General features: G+C 42.1%; 21 protein-coding genes and 1 other annotated feature. Of the genes, 2 read left to right on the forward strand and 19 right to left on the reverse strand.

The genetic code is table 11. The features are described 5' to 3' along the window. The first annotated feature begins 1 nt into the window (after window position 1). Window positions 2-208 (forward strand): small acid-soluble spore protein SspI, encoded by a 207-nt coding sequence (gene sspI, locus AB685_RS18460; protein ID WP_047972087.1) that lies wholly within the window; start codon window positions 2-4, stop codon window positions 206-208. A 140-nt stretch (window positions 209-348) separates the two neighbouring features. Here the strand turns inward: sspI and AB685_RS18465 are convergent, their stop codons facing one another. The 3 genes from AB685_RS18465 to AB685_RS18475 all read right to left on the reverse strand — a co-directional run bounded on the left by AB685_RS18465 (window position 349) and on the right by AB685_RS18475 (window position 3,183). Then, entirely contained in the window at window positions 349-1,209 is an 861-nt protein-coding gene (locus AB685_RS18465) for a nuclease-related domain-containing protein (protein WP_053073881.1), read from the reverse strand. Between the two features lie 285 nt (window positions 1,210-1,494). Beyond that, on the reverse strand, window positions 1,495-2,580 hold the full coding sequence (locus tag AB685_RS18470) for a M42 family metallopeptidase (protein WP_047972088.1): 1,086 nt from the start codon (window positions 2,578-2,580) through the stop codon (window positions 1,495-1,497). 114 nt (window positions 2,581-2,694) lie between these two features. Further along, entirely contained in the window at window positions 2,695-3,183 is a 489-nt protein-coding gene (locus AB685_RS18475) for a dUTP diphosphatase (RefSeq protein ID WP_047972089.1), read from the reverse strand. A 114-nt stretch (window positions 3,184-3,297) separates the two neighbouring features. On the opposite strand from AB685_RS18475, the gene AB685_RS18480 reads away from it, so the two are divergent. Further along, window positions 3,298-3,690 (forward strand): hypothetical protein, encoded by a 393-nt coding sequence (locus tag AB685_RS18480; RefSeq protein WP_047972090.1) that lies wholly within the window; start codon window positions 3,298-3,300, stop codon window positions 3,688-3,690. A gap of 15 nt (window positions 3,691-3,705) precedes the next feature. Here AB685_RS18480 and AB685_RS18485 read toward each other — a convergent pair whose 3' ends face one another. From AB685_RS18485 to mutM, 16 genes are all read right to left on the reverse strand, one after another. After that, entirely contained in the window at window positions 3,706-4,293 is a 588-nt protein-coding gene (locus tag AB685_RS18485; protein ID WP_047972091.1) for a VTT domain-containing protein, read from the reverse strand. A gap of 65 nt (window positions 4,294-4,358) precedes the next feature. Continuing rightward, on the reverse strand, window positions 4,359-4,625 hold the full coding sequence (locus tag AB685_RS18490; protein ID WP_047972092.1) for a DUF1294 domain-containing protein: 267 nt from the start codon (window positions 4,623-4,625) through the stop codon (window positions 4,359-4,361). 130 nt (window positions 4,626-4,755) lie between these two features. Further along, a complete protein-coding gene (rplT, locus tag AB685_RS18495; RefSeq protein ID WP_047972093.1) occupies window positions 4,756-5,115 on the reverse strand; it encodes a 50S ribosomal protein L20 in 360 nt (119 codons plus the stop codon). Window positions 5,116-5,142: 27 nt separating this feature from the next. Continuing rightward, window positions 5,143-5,343, reverse strand: coding sequence for a 50S ribosomal protein L35 (gene rpmI, locus AB685_RS18500; RefSeq protein ID WP_010195692.1), 201 nt, complete (start codon window positions 5,341-5,343; stop codon window positions 5,143-5,145). Between the two features lie 21 nt (window positions 5,344-5,364). Continuing rightward, a complete protein-coding gene (gene infC, locus AB685_RS18505) occupies window positions 5,365-5,883 on the reverse strand; it encodes a translation initiation factor IF-3 (RefSeq protein ID WP_082153704.1) in 519 nt (172 codons plus the stop codon). A gap of 56 nt (window positions 5,884-5,939) precedes the next feature. After that, window positions 5,940-6,078: a sequence feature (ribosomal protein L20 leader region), on the reverse strand. Window positions 6,079-6,696: 618 nt separating this feature from the next. Further along, complete coding sequence (gene thrS, locus AB685_RS18510; RefSeq protein ID WP_047972095.1) at window positions 6,697-8,628, reverse strand: threonine--tRNA ligase; 1,932 nt, start codon at window positions 8,626-8,628, stop codon at window positions 6,697-6,699. A gap of 523 nt (window positions 8,629-9,151) precedes the next feature. After that, on the reverse strand, window positions 9,152-9,988 hold the full coding sequence (gene ytxC, locus AB685_RS18515) for a sporulation protein YtxC (protein ID WP_053073882.1): 837 nt from the start codon (window positions 9,986-9,988) through the stop codon (window positions 9,152-9,154). 153 nt (window positions 9,989-10,141) lie between these two features. Then, window positions 10,142-11,041 (reverse strand): diacylglycerol kinase family protein, encoded by a 900-nt coding sequence (locus AB685_RS18520; RefSeq protein WP_047972096.1) that lies wholly within the window; start codon window positions 11,039-11,041, stop codon window positions 10,142-10,144. 136 nt (window positions 11,042-11,177) lie between these two features. Continuing rightward, window positions 11,178-12,632, reverse strand: a complete 1,455-nt coding sequence (locus tag AB685_RS18525) for a DnaD domain protein (protein WP_047972097.1) — start codon at window positions 12,630-12,632, stop codon at window positions 11,178-11,180. Between the two features lie 96 nt (window positions 12,633-12,728). Next, on the reverse strand, window positions 12,729-13,190 hold the full coding sequence (gene nrdR, locus AB685_RS18530; RefSeq protein WP_047972098.1) for a transcriptional regulator NrdR: 462 nt from the start codon (window positions 13,188-13,190) through the stop codon (window positions 12,729-12,731). 24 nt (window positions 13,191-13,214) lie between these two features. Next, window positions 13,215-13,622, reverse strand: coding sequence for a hypothetical protein (locus tag AB685_RS18535; protein ID WP_047972099.1), 408 nt, complete (start codon window positions 13,620-13,622; stop codon window positions 13,215-13,217). A 113-nt stretch (window positions 13,623-13,735) separates the two neighbouring features. Further along, complete coding sequence (speD, locus tag AB685_RS18540; RefSeq protein ID WP_010195679.1) at window positions 13,736-14,110, reverse strand: adenosylmethionine decarboxylase; 375 nt, start codon at window positions 14,108-14,110, stop codon at window positions 13,736-13,738. 350 nt (window positions 14,111-14,460) lie between these two features. Then, window positions 14,461-15,492 (reverse strand): glyceraldehyde-3-phosphate dehydrogenase, encoded by a 1,032-nt coding sequence (locus tag AB685_RS18545; protein WP_047972100.1) that lies wholly within the window; start codon window positions 15,490-15,492, stop codon window positions 14,461-14,463. A 604-nt stretch (window positions 15,493-16,096) separates the two neighbouring features. Next, window positions 16,097-16,693, reverse strand: a complete 597-nt coding sequence (gene coaE / locus AB685_RS18550; RefSeq protein ID WP_047972101.1) for a dephospho-CoA kinase — start codon at window positions 16,691-16,693, stop codon at window positions 16,097-16,099. 56 nt (window positions 16,694-16,749) lie between these two features. After that, window positions 16,750-17,391, reverse strand: a complete 642-nt coding sequence (gene ytaF / locus AB685_RS18555) for a sporulation membrane protein YtaF (RefSeq protein ID WP_047972102.1) — start codon at window positions 17,389-17,391, stop codon at window positions 16,750-16,752. A 149-nt stretch (window positions 17,392-17,540) separates the two neighbouring features. Next, a complete protein-coding gene (gene mutM / locus AB685_RS18560) occupies window positions 17,541-18,368 on the reverse strand; it encodes a DNA-formamidopyrimidine glycosylase (protein WP_047972103.1) in 828 nt (275 codons plus the stop codon). Window positions 18,369-18,403: the final 35 nt, after the last annotated feature.

Genomic DNA, 18,403 nt, shown 5'->3' on the forward strand with positions numbered 1-18,403 from the left:
GATGAATTTAAATTTACGTCATGCGATCCGTGAAAATGTGGAAGGTAATTCCCAAGACCAGCTTAGAGAGACTATCTTAGATGCCATCAATAAAGGCGAGGAAAAAATGCTTCCAGGTTTGGGCGTGTTGTTTGAAGTAATTTGGGAGAATTCTTCTGAGCAGGACAAAGCTGAAATGCTCTCAACTTTAGAGGATGGGTTGAAATAGTATTGGATGGGACAGCTCCTTTGTGGGGGCTGTTTTTATTTGAGTTTGTACGTTCTCCTATACTTTGAACCACAATGCGTTAATTCTAAAGAGTATATAATTTTAGAAGCAACTGAATCTGAAGGTATCTCCAGAAATACTTACAACTCTTGGAGAGTGATCTTTTCACCGAATAGTAATTTATAATCTTCCAAAGTTGTTATATGAGTATCTTTAGATTTAACATTGCACCATTTACAAAACCATGACCCACTCTGCCTGTTCATTGGAATAATAGAGCAGCCTGGACACTGTACTCCTCTTATAATTTCTTCAGGCTTTAAATCATAACGTTCTAGGATGTTTATATCTTCTTCACAATGCTTCTTTAATAATTTCCGTGAAATTTTCAGTAATTCTTTTTGAGTAAACACGGGCGTATCGAATTGTTGTTCAAGCTCAAGCTCTTCTACTTTCGAAAAAAGATTATGTGCATGCATGACAGAGTGGGAATCTTTCACTCTAGAATCTGATCTAATAATTGTTTGGGGATTGGTAAAACAAACAAAGGACTTTATAGGGGGACATTTCATTTTATGATTTTCTATAAACGAATCTAGTCTTAGTTTCTGTTTTTTCACTTGATCTAGCGGATTATAAAAACCTTCTTCTATGCCATTTAATGTCCGAATAAATTGTGCAAAATGATTTTCAAAAGATACTTGGCCAATGATGTTTTTAATTTCAATGATGAGGAAGTATTTTGAGGTTAAGAGGAGGACATCCATTTGGAAGTAATAATTAGTAGATGATTGTAGCCTTAACGCATGAAAGATATAGTATTTACGTTCGTCCAAAAACGATAAATGATACTCCATAGAAAGTTCACCTTTGTACCCTGCCATTCTTTTTGCTAGATCTTGCTCAATTTGCGGCCTTTTTGGATGATTTTTATCAATTCTTCTCAACAATGCTTCTAACTTTCTGATAGTTAACGGTTTTTCTAGTGGTTTTATTATCATCTTTCCCTCCAAGTATTTTGTTCTGGTTAATGGTACCATAATATAACAACACTGTGCAGAGATTTCCGGAAAGTTCGTGCCGTTTTATGAAGAGTTCATGCCGAAATGCTTCGAGTTCATGCCAAAATCGCCCGAGTTCATGCCAAAACGCTCCAAGTTGATGCCAAACCACTTTTTGACCTTAATCCTACCGACCCCCAGTGACCAAAAATACCCAAAGATCTAAATCGAAAATAAAAAGCCAACCGCCCGCAATAATGCGAGCGGCGAGCCCTCCAAAAAATATCAATCAAACGTCAATCTGCTTACAGTATCAGCATCCAGCTTCTTGATCACTTCTGCAATCAATTTCACCGCATTTTCATAGTCGTCACGGTGCAACATTGCTGCGTGAGAGTGGATGTAGCGTGTTGCAATAGTGATGGATAGTGCAGGTACACCTTGAGCTGTCAGGTGGATGGCACCGGAATCTGTTCCGCCTCCTGCAACAGAGTCGAACTGATATGGAATTTCCATTTCGTCGGCTACGCCTGTTACAAAATCGCGTAATCCTTTGTGAGAGACCATGGATGCATCATAAAGGATGATTTGAGGTCCTTTCCCCATTTTGCTTAGTGCTTCTTTTTCGGTCACGCCTGGAGTATCCCCTGCGATTCCTACGTCCACACCGAATCCGATGTCAGGCTGGATCATGTTGGCGGAGGTTTTCGCACCACGTAGGCCAACTTCCTCCTGGACTGTTCCCACTCCGTAAACGACATTCGGATGATCTGCATCCTTCAATTGCTTAAGTACGTCAATGGCGATAGCACAGCCAATGCGATTATCCCAAGCTTTTGCAAGAAGCATTTTTTCGTTGTTCATGACTGTGAATTCGAAATAAGGGACTACCTGGTCGCCAGGGCGGACTCCCCACTCCTGTGCTTCTTCACGGCTGGATGCACCGATGTCGATGAACATGTCCTTGATATCTACCGGTTTTTTGCGAGCTTCCGGAGGCAGGATATGTGGTGGCTTAGAGCCAATTACTCCAGTTACGTCCCCTTTAGAAGTTACAATCGTTACTCGCTGGGCAAGCATTACTTGGGACCACCAGCCGCCTACTGTTTGGAAGCGCAGGAATCCGCGGTCATCGATATGGGTAATCATGAAGCCTACTTCATCTAAGTGTCCGGCTACCATTACTTTTGGTCCGTCCGCTTTTCCGATTTTTTTGGCAATCAAGCTTCCCAGGCCGTCTGTCATTACTTCATCAGCAAATGGAGTTATGTATTTTCTCATTACGTCACGCGGTTCTTTTTCGTTGCCGGGAATCCCCTTGGCATCTGTCAAATCTTTTAGCATTGTCAAAGTTTCATCTAACTTTGTCATGTATTTCGCCCCCCTTAACAAATATCAATCCAAGAATTATTATACAGAAAAGTCTTACTAATGTAAAAAGGATTAGTTGTTTTCCCCACTTGAGGTCAAACTTAACTAACGAAATCAGTATCCTTGCTTCTGGCGTTCGTGATTAACCTTATTTTTAGCAAAATAGGCTTGCTCTACTTCTTCCCAGGAAAAACCGAGCATTTCCCCTAATGCAATGTACGATTCAAACAATACGGAAAAATTCTCTTCAGAAACATCATTTCTGAACACAGATACAAGATTGTACACCGAGTTGAATTGTCCGGTAAGGGACTCCGAAGGCTCCGCAAGTCCTATTGATACTTCTCCACCATATTCGAACGTTAATCCTAGTGATAATATGAAGTGCACCCCGTCAACATACTCTTCCAAGATTACACTCCGCTCCGCAGGTGGCTTAACACTCCAGAACTTGAAACATCTTGTTTCATTCGCCAACTCACCAAGCTCTACAAGCAAAGCCAATATCTTTTCTTCAACCAAATTCTCTTTTCGCAATCCATGTTGTGATTCAATTTTTGCATCTAGCTCTCTTTGCATGTCATATAATGTCTGTAAATTCATAAGTACCGCCTTTTTTAAATTTTTTTTATAAAAAATGAAACCTTTTAATACCTACACCCGTATATTAGGTATTTTATAATAAAACTTTTAATTTTGCGAAGGAGTAGCAAATATATGTTTATGATTCTCATTCGTCTTGCTTTACTTGCACTTGTTGCTTTTATTATCTATTCCATTTTCAAGTACCTCCTGAATCCAAAGCGGAAGTTGGAGATCGCCCATGAACAAAAGAATTTTTATATGCTAGATCAGAAGAGCAATGTACGTAAAAACTTTCTTCTCACTTACAAAGGCGTCATGTTTGAGGGGGAAAAATATTTAGGCACCACGGACAAGGCATTTGAAGTCATCTCCATTTTTATTTGGCCAAAAAATCCGGAAAAACTTCAAGGGTTGAAAAAGCATGATTTTGAATTTATTCAAAAAGAGGTCCGGAAGCAATATCCGGATGCCCTCATTGATTGGAAAAGTCCGATAAAAGAGTTTATTAAAGAAGAAAGAGGTTAACGTCCATGCGGGGCGTTAACCTCTTTTGTATTGCTTTTCTTTATGGAAGAACTGTTCCCATTTCATGACGACAACCCTTTGTCTCATGATGAGCATGAGAAGAAGAAGTACCGCCAGCACAACAACCATTGCAGTTGGGGAGAATTCCTTGATAAATTGACCGAAGACCGTATAGATGATGGCGAGGGGAATATTACTTAGAAGAGAGGCTTTAGCATATTTGGTGAAGCTTTTGGTTGTTTCAATCAGACATAGGGAGAGCAGGTGAAAGTGAATGAATGGAATGAGACGCATGACGGTGATTTGTCCAACCGAGAAATTTGCTCGGGATCCAAACACCCTTTCTTTCATCCTCAATATTTTGCCAAAGATGCCGGGAAACTGTTGATAGAGAAAATAGAAAAACAAACTCGATAACGTCAGCCCTACTATTGAGTAGATACTTCCTACAATCCCACCGAACAATGCCCCACCTGCGATGCAAATGATGACAACCGGTATGAATAGGACTTGTCTTAATACATGAAAAAGAATAAAACCGAGAGAAGCCAGCCACCAGTGACTTTCAACAACGACAAAAAGTACGTTCAATTTTTCGTCCATATGGCTTGCCCCCCCTAGTTGTAATAGTAAAGCTTATTCAAATTACACTGAATTATGTTAACTTCTCAGACGATGAGTAAATACCCGATGAGTCCGATATATAAAAAGGTGACAAAAGGCAGCCCCAAACGGAAAAGCGGACGTTTTGTTTTATGACGGTATGTCTGCATTCCCATCCATGCACCGAGAGAGCCACCAAGCAGCGCAATTCCCCATAGATGAAGTTCAGGTACCCTCCATCGATGCTCGATTGCTCTTTGTTTATCCACTTTCATAATAATGAAGCCTACTATATTAATAAAAATACAATAACCGATGAGTACTTCCATCATATCCTCCAGCGTTGGAATGTGTGCCAAACTTATTTTGCAGACTAGTGACCTATGTCTTACTCAGTCTATTCATTCATTTTATCAAATACAAAAGAGGCTACCAAATTGTTAGCCTCTTTTGTGTAAGAATTTATTTATTTAAGCTGTTTTTCGCAGCAGTTGCAAATTCAGCAAATGCTTTTTCGTCGCTAACTGCTAGCTCAGCTAACATTTTGCGGTTTACTTCGATACCAGCTACTTTTAATCCGTGCATTAGACGGCTGTAAGAAAGACCGTTCATGCGTGCCGCTGCGTTGATACGAGCGATCCAAAGCTTACGGAAGTCGCGCTTTTTCTGGCGACGATCGCGATAAGCGTACATTAAGGATTTCATTACTTGTTGGTTAGCTACTTTATATAAAGTGTGTTTAGAACCGTAATAACCTTTGGCTAATTTAATGACTTTTTTACGACGTTGGCGTGTTACTGTACCGCCTTTAACTCTTGGCATTATGAATACCTCCTATTTTAAAAAAAATTATCTTAAGTTGTCTAACATGTGACGGATGCGTTTGAAATCACCTTTGCTGACCATAGCTGACTTGCGCAATTTACGCTTTTGCTTTTGAGACTTGTTAGCGAATAAGTGACTTGTGTATGCGTGAGAACGCTTTAAGCTACCAGATCCAGTTTTTTTGAATCTTTTCGCTGATCCGCGATGAGTTTTCATTTTAGGCATTGGAGTTCCTCCTCATATGAATTACTTTTCGTTTTTAGGTGCCAAAATTAAGAACATGCTACGACCATCCATTTTTGGATGGGACTCAACTGTTGATACTTCTGCACATGCAGCAGAGAAACGATCCAGCACTCGCTGACCAATCTCTTTATGCGTAATCGCACGTCCTTTGAATCGGATCGATGCTTTTACTTTGTCTCCTTTTTCAAGGAATTTTATTGCATTGCGAAGCTTCGTGTTGAAGTCATGTTCATCAATTGAAGGGCTTAAACGAACTTCCTTTAAGCTGATTACTTTTTGGTTTTTACGCGCTTCTTTATCTTTCTTCTGTTGCTCGAAACGGAATTTTCCGTAGTCCATAATTCGGCATACAGGAGGTTTCGCATTAGCCGCAACCATTACTAAGTCAAGGTTTGCACGAGCTGCAATTTCCAGCGCTTCCACTTTTGACTTAATTCCAAGCTGATCTCCATTTTGACCGATTAGACGAACTTCACGAGCACGAATGCCATCGTTTACCATCATATCCTTGCTAATAATTAGCCACCTCCAAGGTTTATTCCGAACACCGTTTGACGAACAATTTACTCTTTTGTACAAACAAAAAAGTGTGGATGTACATGTACACCCACACTTTACGATTACATAAGTAAAAGATAGAATCTTTCTCGTAAAACCTGCCAACTGCATGATCTGCGTCAATCAGGTGAGAAGCGGGTGCTTCTTCTTGTCCTCAAACAAGTATTCAATTTGACCTTGTATAATATATCATTAATGATGATTGATTGTCAAGAATTCGTATCAAATGAAACAACGTTTTAAATGATATCAGATTAAATGGGATTGTGCAATAGTTTTTTTCATTGAGGTTAAAAGATGGGTGTTCGGGTTAACTCCCTGTCTCCTTTCGTTCCGGTTGGTCGCTTTCCGCGGGACGGTGCTTGAGCCTCCTCACTTCGTTGCGGGGTCTCAAGTTACCGTTATCCCCCGCAGGACAAGGAACACTGCGACAGCATTACATCGCACGAAGAAAATGCGTTAGCATTTTCGAGGAGTCGACCACCCTGCACTTCAGTCGACAGGGAGAGTTTGTTTAAACATTTTCACTTAGCTTACTGTCGGAAAATATCCATTTACTGTCCGTTCTAAGGGAAATACTGTCCGAATTTTAAAAATACAAGCCAAAGTGAGCCATTTACTGTCCAAACCCACTGAAATACATGCCAAACGACATATCCCATCAATTTCCGACAACGAGCAACAACTTCACTACTCCCCGGTTTGTACCGCAACAACAAATAAAGGGAATGCCCTGGCATCCTCAGCCAAGCCATCCCCTCTATCACGAAAAGCTTATCTCTTCGCTTCTTTCACCAAGTCATCTACAAATTTCTCCAATGAAATTGTCTCGGATTTTTGTTCGCCGTATTTACGGACGTTTACTCCGCGATCTTGGATTTCATTGTCTCCAAGCACAATCATGTATGGAATCTTCTGCATTTGTGCTTCACGGATCTTGTAGCCGATTTTTTCGTTTCTTTCGTCCATTTCCACGCGGATTCCTTTAGATTTCAGAAGGTCTTGCACTTCTTTTGCATAATCGAAATGCGCATCAGGCGATACAGGAATCACTTGCACTTGTACAGGCGCCAACCAAGTTGGGAATGCACCTTTGTACTCTTCGATCAGGAATGCCACAAAGCGTTCCATTGTGGATACGACACCGCGGTGGATAACAACCGGACGGTGCTGCTTGCCGTCTTCCCCGACATAAGTCAGGTCGAATTTCTCTGGTAATAAGAAGTCAAGCTGTACAGTGGAAAGAGTCTCTTCCTTGCCAAGGGCAGTACGAACTTGAACGTCCAATTTAGGGCCGTAGAATGCTGCTTCGTCAATTGCTTCGAAGTAGTCAAGGCCAAGCTCATCCATTGCTTCCTTCAGCATGCTTTGCGCTTTTTCCCACATTGCATCGTCATCAAAGTATTTTTCTTTATTTTCCGGGTCGCGGTAGGATAGACGGAAGGAATAATCATCCAAACCGAAATCCTTATATACTTCAAGAACAAGATTCACTACACGCTTCAGCTCATCCTTGATTTGATCAGGGCGAACGAAGATGTGTGCATCGTTCAGAGTCATTCCACGTACTCGCTGAAGTCCAGCGAGCGCTCCGGACATTTCATACCGGTGCATAGTGCCAAGTTCGGCAATACGCACCGGCAGCTGGCGATAACTATGGATACTGTTTTTGTACACCATCATATGGTGAGGGCAGTTCATTGGACGAAGCACCAGTTGCTCGTTATCCATTTCCATCGGAGGGAACATGCCGTCCTGATAGTGGTCCCAGTGACCGGAAGTTTTGTATAGCTCCACGCTTCCCATTACAGGAGTGTACACGTGATCATAGCCAAGTTCTACTTCTTTGTCGACGATATATCGCTCGATTACACGTCGGATAGTAGCACCCTTCGGCAACCAAAGCGGTAAGCCTTGCCCTACCTTTTGGGAGTTGAAGAACAGGTCTAGCTCTTTCCCGATTTTACGGTGATCCCGCTCTTTTGCTTCTTCTAAGAGGCGAAGATGCTCATCAAGTTCTGCTTTTTTGAAAAAGGCAGTTCCATAGATACGTTGCAGCATTTTGTTTTTGCTATCGCCTCTCCAGTATGCACCCGCGATGCTTAACAGCTTGAACTCTTTAATTTTCCCAGTGGATGGTACATGGATTCCACGGCAAAGGTCAAAGAATTCTCCCTGTTCGTAAATGGAGATTGTCTCTCCTTCCGGCAACTCACGGATTAATTCAAGCTTGAGCTCATCATTCAGTTCTTCATATCGGCGTAGGGCCTCTTCCCTGCTTACTTCCACACGGGCAACATCTAGGTTTTCGCTGACGATTTTCTTCATTTCTTTTTCAATTTTCTGAAGATCTTCTGGAGTCAATGATTCCTCCATGTCGATATCGTAGTAGAAACCATTTTCGATTACAGGTCCGATTCCAAGCTTCACATTGCCATACAGACGTTTGATTGCTTGTGCCATTAAGTGGGCTGTACTGTGCCGCATGATTTCAAGCGCTTCGTCGGAGTCCTGCATGATGATGCTGATCTCTCCGTCTATTTCAATAGGAGAACGCAAGTCGATAAGTTCTCCGTTCAGCTTTCCTGCCATTGCTTTCTTTTTCAGACCGGGGCTAATGGATGCAGCGATATCTTCTGTTGTCGTACCACGCTCAAACTCCTTTACCGCTCCGTCTGGAAATGTGATTTTCATTAATTCAGACATCCCTGTCACCTCTTCTATAAAATTTTTGTTGGTTCATATAACGCCGCAATTACTTTCCGCAAACGGCTTCGCTTTCCGCGGGGCGCTGCTGGAGCCTCCTCGGCAAGCCTGCGGGGTCTCCACCAAGCGCTATCTCCCGCCGGAGTCTTCGCCTTTTACTCCAAGTAATTACTAATGGTTTATAGAACCAAAATAAAAAAACCCGCCCCTTATATAAAATAAGGGACGAGTTTAATATCCGTGTTTCCACCCAAGTTCCCATCTTTTTTAAAAAACACAAAAGACGGCTTCATTATTCGATAACGAGGGATTTCCCCGTCAACAGCTACTGCAAGGTTCACTGTTGAAGTTCAGAGGTGGTTAGGGCTTTAATCGTGATAGGAAGCTTGCAGCCGGTGACTTCCCTCTCTAACATCCGTTTTTAAAACACTCATGTCCTCATCGATACTTTTTGAGCTATGAAATTAAAATTGATTATGTAGGTTATTATATTCTCCCTATCCAGGAAAATCAAGTAGTCACTTTAATCAATTTTACTTTTATTATGCCCAAAATAGTGAAAAGGTAAAACAACTGCCCGTTCGTCAAAGATGTTCCGGATCGTTTCCACCAATTGATGCTCCGTATTATCGGTATAGAGGTAGAGCTTTTTCGGAGAGATGGAAACCAATGGAGCCAGCACGACAGAATCAATGTAATAGGAGTAATTGTTAAAGTGGGTCCTGTTCATGTATTTGATAAGCTGACTTTTTGGAATATGAGAAAATGATTTGTCATAGAAGTCGAATTGGTATTGATAGACGAGATGCAATTCATCTATCTTGGATTCGGTAGTTTCCAGCAGGTCACGGAGCTGGTGAACGAACGATTGGTATTCCTGTTCCAGCTTGTATTCATCAATTGCCGCTTCAATATAGACTTGAAGGCTTTCAAAATACTCCTTTAACCGGAATGTAAGGAACGAATCGAAAGAAAATGAAATGGGTTTCTGAAAAAATGATTCCATTACCTCTTCCAACTGATTTCCGCGTTGTTCAATTGATGGGAGGTTCGGGATATCGGACCTTTCTCCAAGCAGGATGGACTGCAGGATACAGAGGATCTGTTCCTGTTCCTCCGCCTCTTTAAAGTAAAACGTATTTTCCAGTACATGCAAAATCCACTCTTTTTCTTTTGTCCGTTGAATATATTTCTTCAACACCGGGGTAATGGTGTTTTGGTAAAAATGAATATCCTTCGATTCCAAGACGATTTTTTCTTTATGTAAAGAAAGGATAGAATCACTTTCAGGATTTTTTTCAATCATACTCCCATATATGGCACTTGCATCCGATTCATTTCGAAAGGAAATCTCAAACAAGTTTGTCCCCCCTTTGGTACACCTGATTCTATGTATATGGGTGCAAGGGGGGAAAAATGAATAAATAATAAAAAATGCTGTATTCGATTTCTGAGAAAAGAGCCAAAAAAAATAAGCGCCTGTCCCGAATAGGCCAAGCGCTTATTACACCTTTTATTGTAACGGAAAATTCCCTACTATCACTTCAAGGTGACCAGGGAGAATGGAAACGGTAGCTGGTGTGTGTGAGGTCTTCTCCCCGTCCGTATCAATTTCCTGGTTGGGGGTTGCCTCTATTTTCAGTTCCTTTGCACGAAAATAGACGAGATCGTCATTCCCCTCTGCCGGAACCTCCTTTTGAAGTCTTGTTTGCATCCATGTCCATAGCTGGGCGATGGAGGTTTGCTTGATGATCAGCACATCCAGGTCGCCATCTTGCACACTTGAGGATGGGAAGAAGGACTGTATGCCTCCAAGAAAGGAACCATTACCGATAAGCAACATGACGGCATCTCCTTCATAGGAAGTGGTTTCACTCTCAATCTTCAATTGAAAAGGTTCCTCCTCCATCACCGTCTGTCCTGCACTAATGTAGTAGGATAGCTTTCCGAGCAGCTGCTTTGTCGCACTGTCGATGTTTTCTGATACTTTGGAAACCAGTCCAATTCCCCAAAAGTTCAAGAAGTACTGATTATCGCTTCGGCCGATATCTACTTTTTCTGTGTTCTGTTTTAGAATCTGCTTCACTGCCTTTATAGGAACCTGATCAATTCCTAATGTCCTTGAAAAATCATTGCAGGTCCCACCGGGTATGATGGCAAAAACAGGCCTTTTCTCAAGGGGAACCAAAGCGTTGATCAATTCATAGATGGTGCCGTCCCCACCAGCACCAATAAGGAGATCCACGTCACCAGCCATCTTCTTCACCAGTTTTGCACCATCCCCTTCATTTTTTGTCTTATGGATGGTCACTTCCTTAAACTTGCTTAATAGCATCTCTTCTATTTGTTCGATGGAATTTATCAGTTTTTTATTTCCGGCGTTGGGATTTACTATTAATGCAACTCTTTTCAAAGGTATTTCCCCTTTTTTTTAGACTTTAGTAGACGATACCCTTTTTCAGTAGTATTAACATCTTTTTTGGTTATAGTTGTTCGAAAAAAACTGCATCCCCCCAAATGGGAAATGCAGTTCGCTAAGTCCATCCTATCTATTCATCCAGCCTTATCTTCTTCTCTTTCATTTTTGCCAGACGTTCCATCAGCTTTTGCTTTTCGTCCTCTTCCACTTCCTTGAATTTGTCGGACTGCCCCTGATCCGTTTCCGATTCAGTGGCAGCACCGTCTGAGCTGACGAAGCGATTGCGTACTACTTTGCCCGTTTTGGCCTTGGAAAAGCTTCCTGCGTTGGAACCCTTGGCGGCAGGTTTCGTATCAGCCCAGTTCTGGTACTGGCGGTGCTCCTCTTTTGCGAGCTCCATGGCTTCGCCTACGGTTTTCACCTGTTTGCGCGCCCAATGGCTTGCAATCTTTTCGACATATTTACGGTTTAGCTTCATGTCTGTTTTCAATAGAACATAATAGAGCAATACATTCACGACACCAGGGGTCAGTTGCTGCTTGAACATGACATCCTCCACAATGCGAAGATCGGAGGCGGATGGTTCAGATCCACCTGAAAGATCTGTAAGCATCTGCTTAGGTGATACATTCTCCAGCTGTTGAATCAACTGCTCATCCTTAGTCGCAGGCTTTTTGTCCGTAAACTGTCTCAAGTTCATCGGTTGTGTTTTCTCCACAAGTCCAGGCAAGGTATCCTGATATTCCAGCTGATACCAATCCCTTGCCGCCTTTCTAAGTTTCTCCAGATCCACTTTTTCATCTACGTCTATCACATTCATAATCAGATCGCGCATGGAAATCGGATCGATGGTATAGATAAAGGACAGTTTTACAATTGCTTCCTTCACTTTTGCCGTTATAGATTTTTTCGGTATGACGACCTCCGAGAGTCCTGCAAAAAATAGATCAAAGTCAAACACCTCTTGCTCTACTCTTGGCTCGTTCCCGGTTTTTCGATCCAACCATTCTTCCCCTTCTGGCAAGGGGAGCTCCTCCATCATTTCTTCATTGGCTGCATAGGCCATATTTTCCGATTGGACGGATTGGAAAACATCATTGAAGCTTCGGGTCACTTCTTGGAATTCTTCTATAGGAATCACCTTATCGGAAAAGTATTTTTTTACACTTGAGTATTTATTTTTTCCTAGACGATTGTATAAGTAGATGGTCAGCATAGGCTCTGAAAAGAAGGCTTCCGGGGAGAGTGGGGGCTGAAGTTCATAAATGAAGGTGCGAATCTGATCTTCTTCTTTAACCCAAGTCTTTAAAAGACCGATTCCTTCAAGCTTGATCCGTTCCTGGTGAATATCTTTCAGATTGCATTGCATGGTTGTCATAATTCCATGATGGGTAGTCTCCCCACCCCATAGGCGATCTTGGTCCAGTTCACTCCAAAGGGTCATATAAAGACTGTACCCCCTGAAGCCCAGCAATGGCTGGTAAAGCATTGTAAGGAGTTTCCGGTCAAACTGCTGGAGCACTCCATTTGAACGTACTATATACCGATCTACAGGGACCAGTTCTTTCCAATGGCGATCAGACATGAAACATCCAAACCTTTCTTTTCATAAAATAATCGAAAAAGAGAGGCATCTGATTTTCCTCTCTCACTTAGGGTTCCTAAAAGTAGAAGCCCTTACTTATTTTCGTTCCTTTTCAATGATTTCCTTTAATTCATCCAAAAAGACATTGATATCTTTAAATTGACGGTAAACAGAGGCAAAGCGGACATAAGCGACTTCATCAATTTTTGATAGTCTCTCCATTACCATTTCCCCGACCATATCGCTTTTCACTTCGGAAATGCCGATATTCCTTAATTCCTTTTCCACTTCCATCACAATGTCTTCGAGCTGTTTAAGGGCTACAGGTCTTTTTTCGCATGCACGGATAAGACCCCGCAAAACTTTTTCTCTACTGAATTCTTCACGGATTCCCTCTTTTTTCACGACGATAAGCGGCATTTCTTCCACTTTTTCAAAGGTGGTAAAACGATATGAGCAAGATTCGCACTCTCTTCTTCTTCTGATGGAGCGGCCCTCTTCTACAGGTCGTGAATCTAATACTTTCGTTCCATTATGGTGACATGCAGGACATTTCATGATGGTTTCAACTCCATTTCCAATCTACTTTTTTTCCGAATTCAGTCCGGAACCAATATAGATCATCGATTTATCAACCCGGTCATACATCTGCTTAATCAGTAAACGACTGTATCCAAAATCGAATGGCAAGAGCTTCGTATCTGTTGTAACTGAAAAATCGACTGCGGTTTCAAAAGGTCGGACAGAAATGACCGTAACAATGACAAAAGCCTTCCTGCCTTTGGTCACTTGCACCGCAATTTCTCCGTGTTCCTCGGAAACGGATTTTACCGTTACCCCTTCCATATTTTTAAACAGGTCCTGTAACGACTTCATCGCATTTTTATTGGTAGTTTTATAATATCGACTGCGAAGTTCATCATCCGTATGATTTTCCCGTGTTTCTGAATGATTAGTCAATATCCCTTTCAACTTCTGAATTGCTCCCACTTTAGCCTGACAACCCCTTACTCGTGAATTATTTATGTATAATTTATTGTGAGTATAACAAAAAGAGGTGTATCTATACACCTCTCTTTATTCTAATCGATTTAGTTATAATTTTAAAGAGCTTTTGCTTTGTTTACTTGAACAGGTCCCATTCCACGTGGAAGCTCGATTGTTTCACGTGTTTGAGCGTTTAATGCAGTTGCAATGTAATCTGCTGAAATATTAGGATCTAATTCTCCACATGTATAAACATCGATACTTGCATATCCGTGCTCAGGGAAGCTATGGATTGTTAAGTGGGATTCGGAAATAATGACTACTCCACTTACCCCTTGAGGTGCAAACTTATGAAATGCAACCTCTCTTACTTCAGCACCTGACTTCAATGCCGCATCGACAAATGTCTTTTCGATGTAATCCATATCATTCAATTTATCAAAATCGCAACCCCATAATTCTGAAATAACGTGACGACCTACTGTTTCCATCTCACGTTCCCCCTTTTCATTTTTTAAAATACATGAAATCCTCAAAGGTAAAGAGTGATTAATGTATTACTACCACGGGGGAAAGTTAGTCCAGAGAGGTCCTAACCCTTTAAGTAGCCACATAACCGTTTCAAGAAGTTCACGAAAAATAGTATAATGCTTTTATATTAGATTTGCAACAGGCATTTTTGACTTTTTTTCTCGTAAGCTATGTATTTTTTCTTTTAAAAGATTTGCTTCCAAGTGTGTTCTAACGGAACATAGATTTCGACTCATGGAAAAAAAGCGGTTAACACTGAATGTTAACCGCTTACATTTAATGAAATTCTATTTTTACTTCATCTCAATCATTATCCAGCCATAACCTCGTTGGTTTCCATCATTTTCTCGGCTACGAAATGGACAAGATCCACTACCCGGCAAGAATATCCCCACTCATTGTCATACCATGCCAAAACTTTTACCTTTGTGTCCCCCATTACCATTGTGGACAATCCATCAATGACTGCGGAGTGAGGGTTGGTGTTGAAATCGACGGATACAAGCGGCTCCATTGTCACCCCAAGAATTCCGTCCAATGAGCCGATGGAGGCACTTTGGAAAGCATCATTTACTTCGTCTACTGTGACAGATTTTTTCAAGTCGACTACAAGGTCTACCAATGATACGTTAGGTGTCGGTACCCGAAGAGCCATTCCATGCAACTTCCCTTTCAAGTGTGGCAGCACAAGAGATAATGCTTTTGCTGCACCTGTGGAAGTAGGAATGATGGACTGTCCGCATGCTCTTGCACGACGAAGGTCCTTATGCGGGTTATCAATGTTCTTTTGATCGTTTGTATATGCATGGACGGTTGTCATCAATCCATTTTCAATGCCAAATTGCTGATCTAGTACTTTTACAACCGGAGCTAGGCAGTTTGTCGTACAAGAAGCGTTCGAGATGACAAAGTGCTCATTCATATCCAGTACTTCCTCATTTACTCCCATAACGATTGTTACATCTTCGTTTTTCCCTGGAGCAGTTAAGACAACCCGCTTCGCACCAGCTTGAAGATGAAGTGCCGCTTTATCACGGGAATTGAATTTCCCGGTAGCTTCTATGACAATATCAATGTTCATTTCTTTCCATGGAAGCTCTTCAGGATTACGGTTATTCACCAATTGAATGCGCTTACCATTTACGACTAGGGCATCGTCCTGTGCGTAGACATCCGCTTCAAAGCGACCGTGATTTGTGTCATACTTAATAAGGTGAGCTAGCGTCTCAGCTGGATAGCTAGCATTGATTGCAACAATATTTAATCCTTCCTCTTGGATGGCACGTCTGAATACCATTCTTCCAATTCGTCCAAACCCATTAATTGCAACCTTTGCCTTCATGCAAATTCCCCATTTCTATATATGTGTTATACTTATTAATCTGTTATCCTGCAAATAGTATAACATAATTGATTTCTAGATGTCATGTAAAAAATAAAAAAAGGGCATATCCCTATTTTTGGATATGCCACTAATACTTTTTTAAAACATAATTTTATTTTTGTAAAGCTGTTGATTTCCGTTTCAGCCGTTCGCTTTCCGCGGGCGGTCCGGAAGCCTCCTCACTTCTTTGGAGGGCACTGAAAAAGTACTGAATTTTAGATCTTGGGTAAACACCGCTGTTGATTTCCGCAAATAGCTTCGCTTTCCGCGGGGCGACCTTGAGCCTCCTCGGGCTGCGCCCTGCGGGGTCTCAAGATTGTCGCTACTCCCCTGCAGGAGTCTACGCTATTTGCTCCAACCCACAGCTAGAAACCATTAAAAACAATTCGTTTTCAGTTTTTCAGCGCCCTCCTTCGTTCCGGGGTCTTCCCTGTCCCTTCCTCCCGCAGGACAAGGAAGGCTACGGTAGCGATTCATCGCACGAAGAAAATGCGCTAGCATTTTCAAGGAGTCTCACGGCTTACACTTCAATCAACTGGGTCTAACAAACTTCGTGAAAATCTTAAACCTGCCATTCATCTAGTATTTCATTTAGTTGTTGTTCTGTTTTGGTGAGCGAGCCGTTGTTGTCTATGACGGCGTGGGAGAGCTTTACTTTTTCGGCAAGGGGCATCTGGGATTGTATTCTGTCTGTTGCTTCCTTTTCGGACAAATCGTTCCGCTCCATCAAGCGCTTTAGCTGGGTTTTCTCGGTTACAAAGACGAGTAGGGTCTTGTCAACAAGGTTGGTCAGGTTGCTTTCGAAAAGTAATGGAATATCCATCACTACAACTTTATGACCCTCTTCTATGTATTTCTTTGTCTTCTCTTTCATGCTTGCCCTGATGCTAGGATGCATGATGCTATTGAGCTTTTTCCGTTTTTCCTGATCTTGAAAAATAATGCTTCCGAGCTTTGGTCGGTTCAGCGTTTTGTCATCATTTAGGATTTCTTCCCCAAATTCTTTTATCAATTCTTTGTATGTATCTGTACCGATTTCGACGACCTCACGAGCCACTACATCTGCGTCCACAATTGGTATGTTTTTGTCACGCAGCATGTTGGCCACTGTGCTTTTTCCACTGGCTATCCCACCGGTTAGACCTATGATCAAAGGCATGTCCATTCCTCCTTTTTAAAAGAGAGACTGCACCAAACAGCCTCCTCTAGTCTTTCTCACATTTTAATAATACCGATAACAATAAGTAATACGCCAGGTAAAAATGAGAATTTATTGATCCAAGATACAGTGGAGAATACCCTTCCCAATTTTATCCCAGTAATAACAAATAGAGAACTCATTACTGCAACCGAGACTGCCATAAGCCCAGGGGAATATCCTAATAAAGCCGCCCCGATACCTGCTCCAAATGCATCCAAGGACAAAGCAATACCAAGAAAAAAAGCCTCCAGTCCAGTGATGGAACCGGAACGGTCAAAGTCGGCTTCTGTCGGCTTCCTAAGGATGTTAATAACAACCCCCAAAGATTTAATTTCAAGATTGAATAGAATTCGTTCATCCACAAATGATGTGGTGTCATCGGCAGTACTGGCACGGAAGAATTGATAAAGAACCCAAATTCCCAGTAGTATCAGAATGCTTCCACCAATCGTCTCTGCAAAAGCAGGAGAGAGGAAATTCATAAGTATGGTGCCAACTAACATGGCAAGCAAGAGCGAGACGGCCGAACAGCACGCAATAATACTGATAGATCTAAGTGGCATATGCATTTTTCTGAGGCCATATGTCAACCCGACACTGAAGCTATCCAGACTAACTGCAAAAGCTAATAGGATAAGTGAGATGTATGGAATCATATAGAGCTCCTCCCTAACTATCACTACGATAGTATATGGCAGGAGCCCATTCGATGTGTGCTAATGTTTTAATTGTGTGGTGTGTTTATAAACTCCCTGTTGCTTTCCGTTCCGTATGTTGCTTTCCGCGGGGCGAGCATCTACAGGCATCATTTCGGCTGGCAATTTGGACAGGTGTGGGTTCCTCTGCCAGCTACGACCGTCTTTTCGATTTCGTGGCCGCATTTACGGCATGGTTCCCCTTTGCGCCCATATACGAACAACTCCAGCTGGAACATGCCGATCTGTCCCTGTGAGTTTACGTAGGAGCGGATGGTGCTTCCACCTTTGTCCACGGCTTCCTGAAGGGTAAGGACTATTTCACGTTGCAGTTCGATCAGTTCTTCCTCGGTCAGACTGCTAGCCGTCTTTTCCGGATGGATTCCTGCACGGAATAAGGCCTCATCAACATAGATGTTTCCAAGTCCGACCACAACGGTCTGATCTAGGAGCACCGCTTTGATGTTTCGGTTGGTTTTTGCAAGTCTTTCTTTTAGCAGATCTAGGTTGAACTCGTCCTCAAAAGGCTCCGGTCCTAGGCTTGCAAGTGATTTTGCAGCCAACTCCTCCCCTTTTTTATAAAGGTGAAGCGTACCGAACTTTCGAACATCCTGATAACGCAACTCAGTTCCATCCTCGAAATGGAAGAAAACATGTGTATGTTTATTGGTAGGCTCCGCTTTCTGGAACAAGCCGTATTTCCCTTCCATTCTGAGGTGGGACACCATGCAATAGTCATTCAGATAGAACAGGAGGAACTTTCCCCTTCTACCTATTTCTACAATTTCCTGGCCAATGAGCATCTCTTCAAAAAGAACGGCATCATCCGGTTCTTTAATCATTTTTGGCCATAACACTTTCACTTCACTGATTTTTTTGCCTTTCACAAGCTGAACCAGCGTTTTTCTGACGGTTTCAACCTCTGGTAGTTCAGGCATGGTAACACACATCCTCTAATAGCTTGACTGCTTTT

The organism is Bacillus sp. LL01, from assembly GCF_001037965.1.

Excerpts from the sequence above, each read along its gene's own strand:
- coaE (WP_047972101.1), bottom strand. The coding sequence starts at position 16,693 with ATGCCTTTGATCATAGGTCTAACCGGTGGGATAGCCAGTGGAAAAAGC.
- AB685_RS18525 (WP_047972097.1), bottom strand. The coding sequence starts at position 12,632 with ATGTCTGATCGCCATTGGAAAGAACTGGTCCCTGTAGATCGGTATATA.
- AB685_RS18490 (WP_047972092.1), bottom strand. The coding sequence starts at position 4,625 with ATGATGGAAGTACTCATCGGTTATTGTATTTTTATTAATATAGTAGGC.
- rplT (WP_047972093.1), bottom strand. The coding sequence starts at position 5,115 with ATGCCAAGAGTTAAAGGCGGTACAGTAACACGCCAACGTCGTAAAAAA.
- AB685_RS18470 (WP_047972088.1), bottom strand. The coding sequence starts at position 2,580 with ATGACAAAGTTAGATGAAACTTTGACAATGCTAAAAGATTTGACAGAT.
- sspI (WP_047972087.1), top strand. The coding sequence starts at position 2 with ATGAATTTAAATTTACGTCATGCGATCCGTGAAAATGTGGAAGGTAAT.
- AB685_RS18465 (WP_053073881.1), bottom strand. The coding sequence starts at position 1,209 with ATGATAATAAAACCACTAGAAAAACCGTTAACTATCAGAAAGTTAGAA.
- AB685_RS18485 (WP_047972091.1), bottom strand. The coding sequence starts at position 4,293 with ATGGACGAAAAATTGAACGTACTTTTTGTCGTTGTTGAAAGTCACTGG.
- AB685_RS18545 (WP_047972100.1), bottom strand. The coding sequence starts at position 15,492 with ATGAAGGCAAAGGTTGCAATTAATGGGTTTGGACGAATTGGAAGAATG.
- thrS (WP_047972095.1), bottom strand. The coding sequence starts at position 8,628 with ATGTCTGAATTAATGAAAATCACATTTCCAGACGGAGCGGTAAAGGAG.
- nrdR (WP_047972098.1), bottom strand. The coding sequence starts at position 13,190 with ATGAAATGTCCTGCATGTCACCATAATGGAACGAAAGTATTAGATTCA.
- AB685_RS18475 (WP_047972089.1), bottom strand. The coding sequence starts at position 3,183 with ATGAATTTACAGACATTATATGACATGCAAAGAGAGCTAGATGCAAAA.
- speD (WP_010195679.1), bottom strand. The coding sequence starts at position 14,110 with ATGGAAACAGTAGGTCGTCACGTTATTTCAGAATTATGGGGTTGCGAT.
- rpmI (WP_010195692.1), bottom strand. The coding sequence starts at position 5,343 with ATGCCTAAAATGAAAACTCATCGCGGATCAGCGAAAAGATTCAAAAAA.
- ytaF (WP_047972102.1), bottom strand. The coding sequence starts at position 17,391 with ATGATTCCATACATCTCACTTATCCTATTAGCTTTTGCAGTTAGTCTG.
- AB685_RS18480 (WP_047972090.1), top strand. The coding sequence starts at position 3,298 with ATGTTTATGATTCTCATTCGTCTTGCTTTACTTGCACTTGTTGCTTTT.
- mutM (WP_047972103.1), bottom strand. The coding sequence starts at position 18,368 with ATGCCTGAACTACCAGAGGTTGAAACCGTCAGAAAAACGCTGGTTCAG.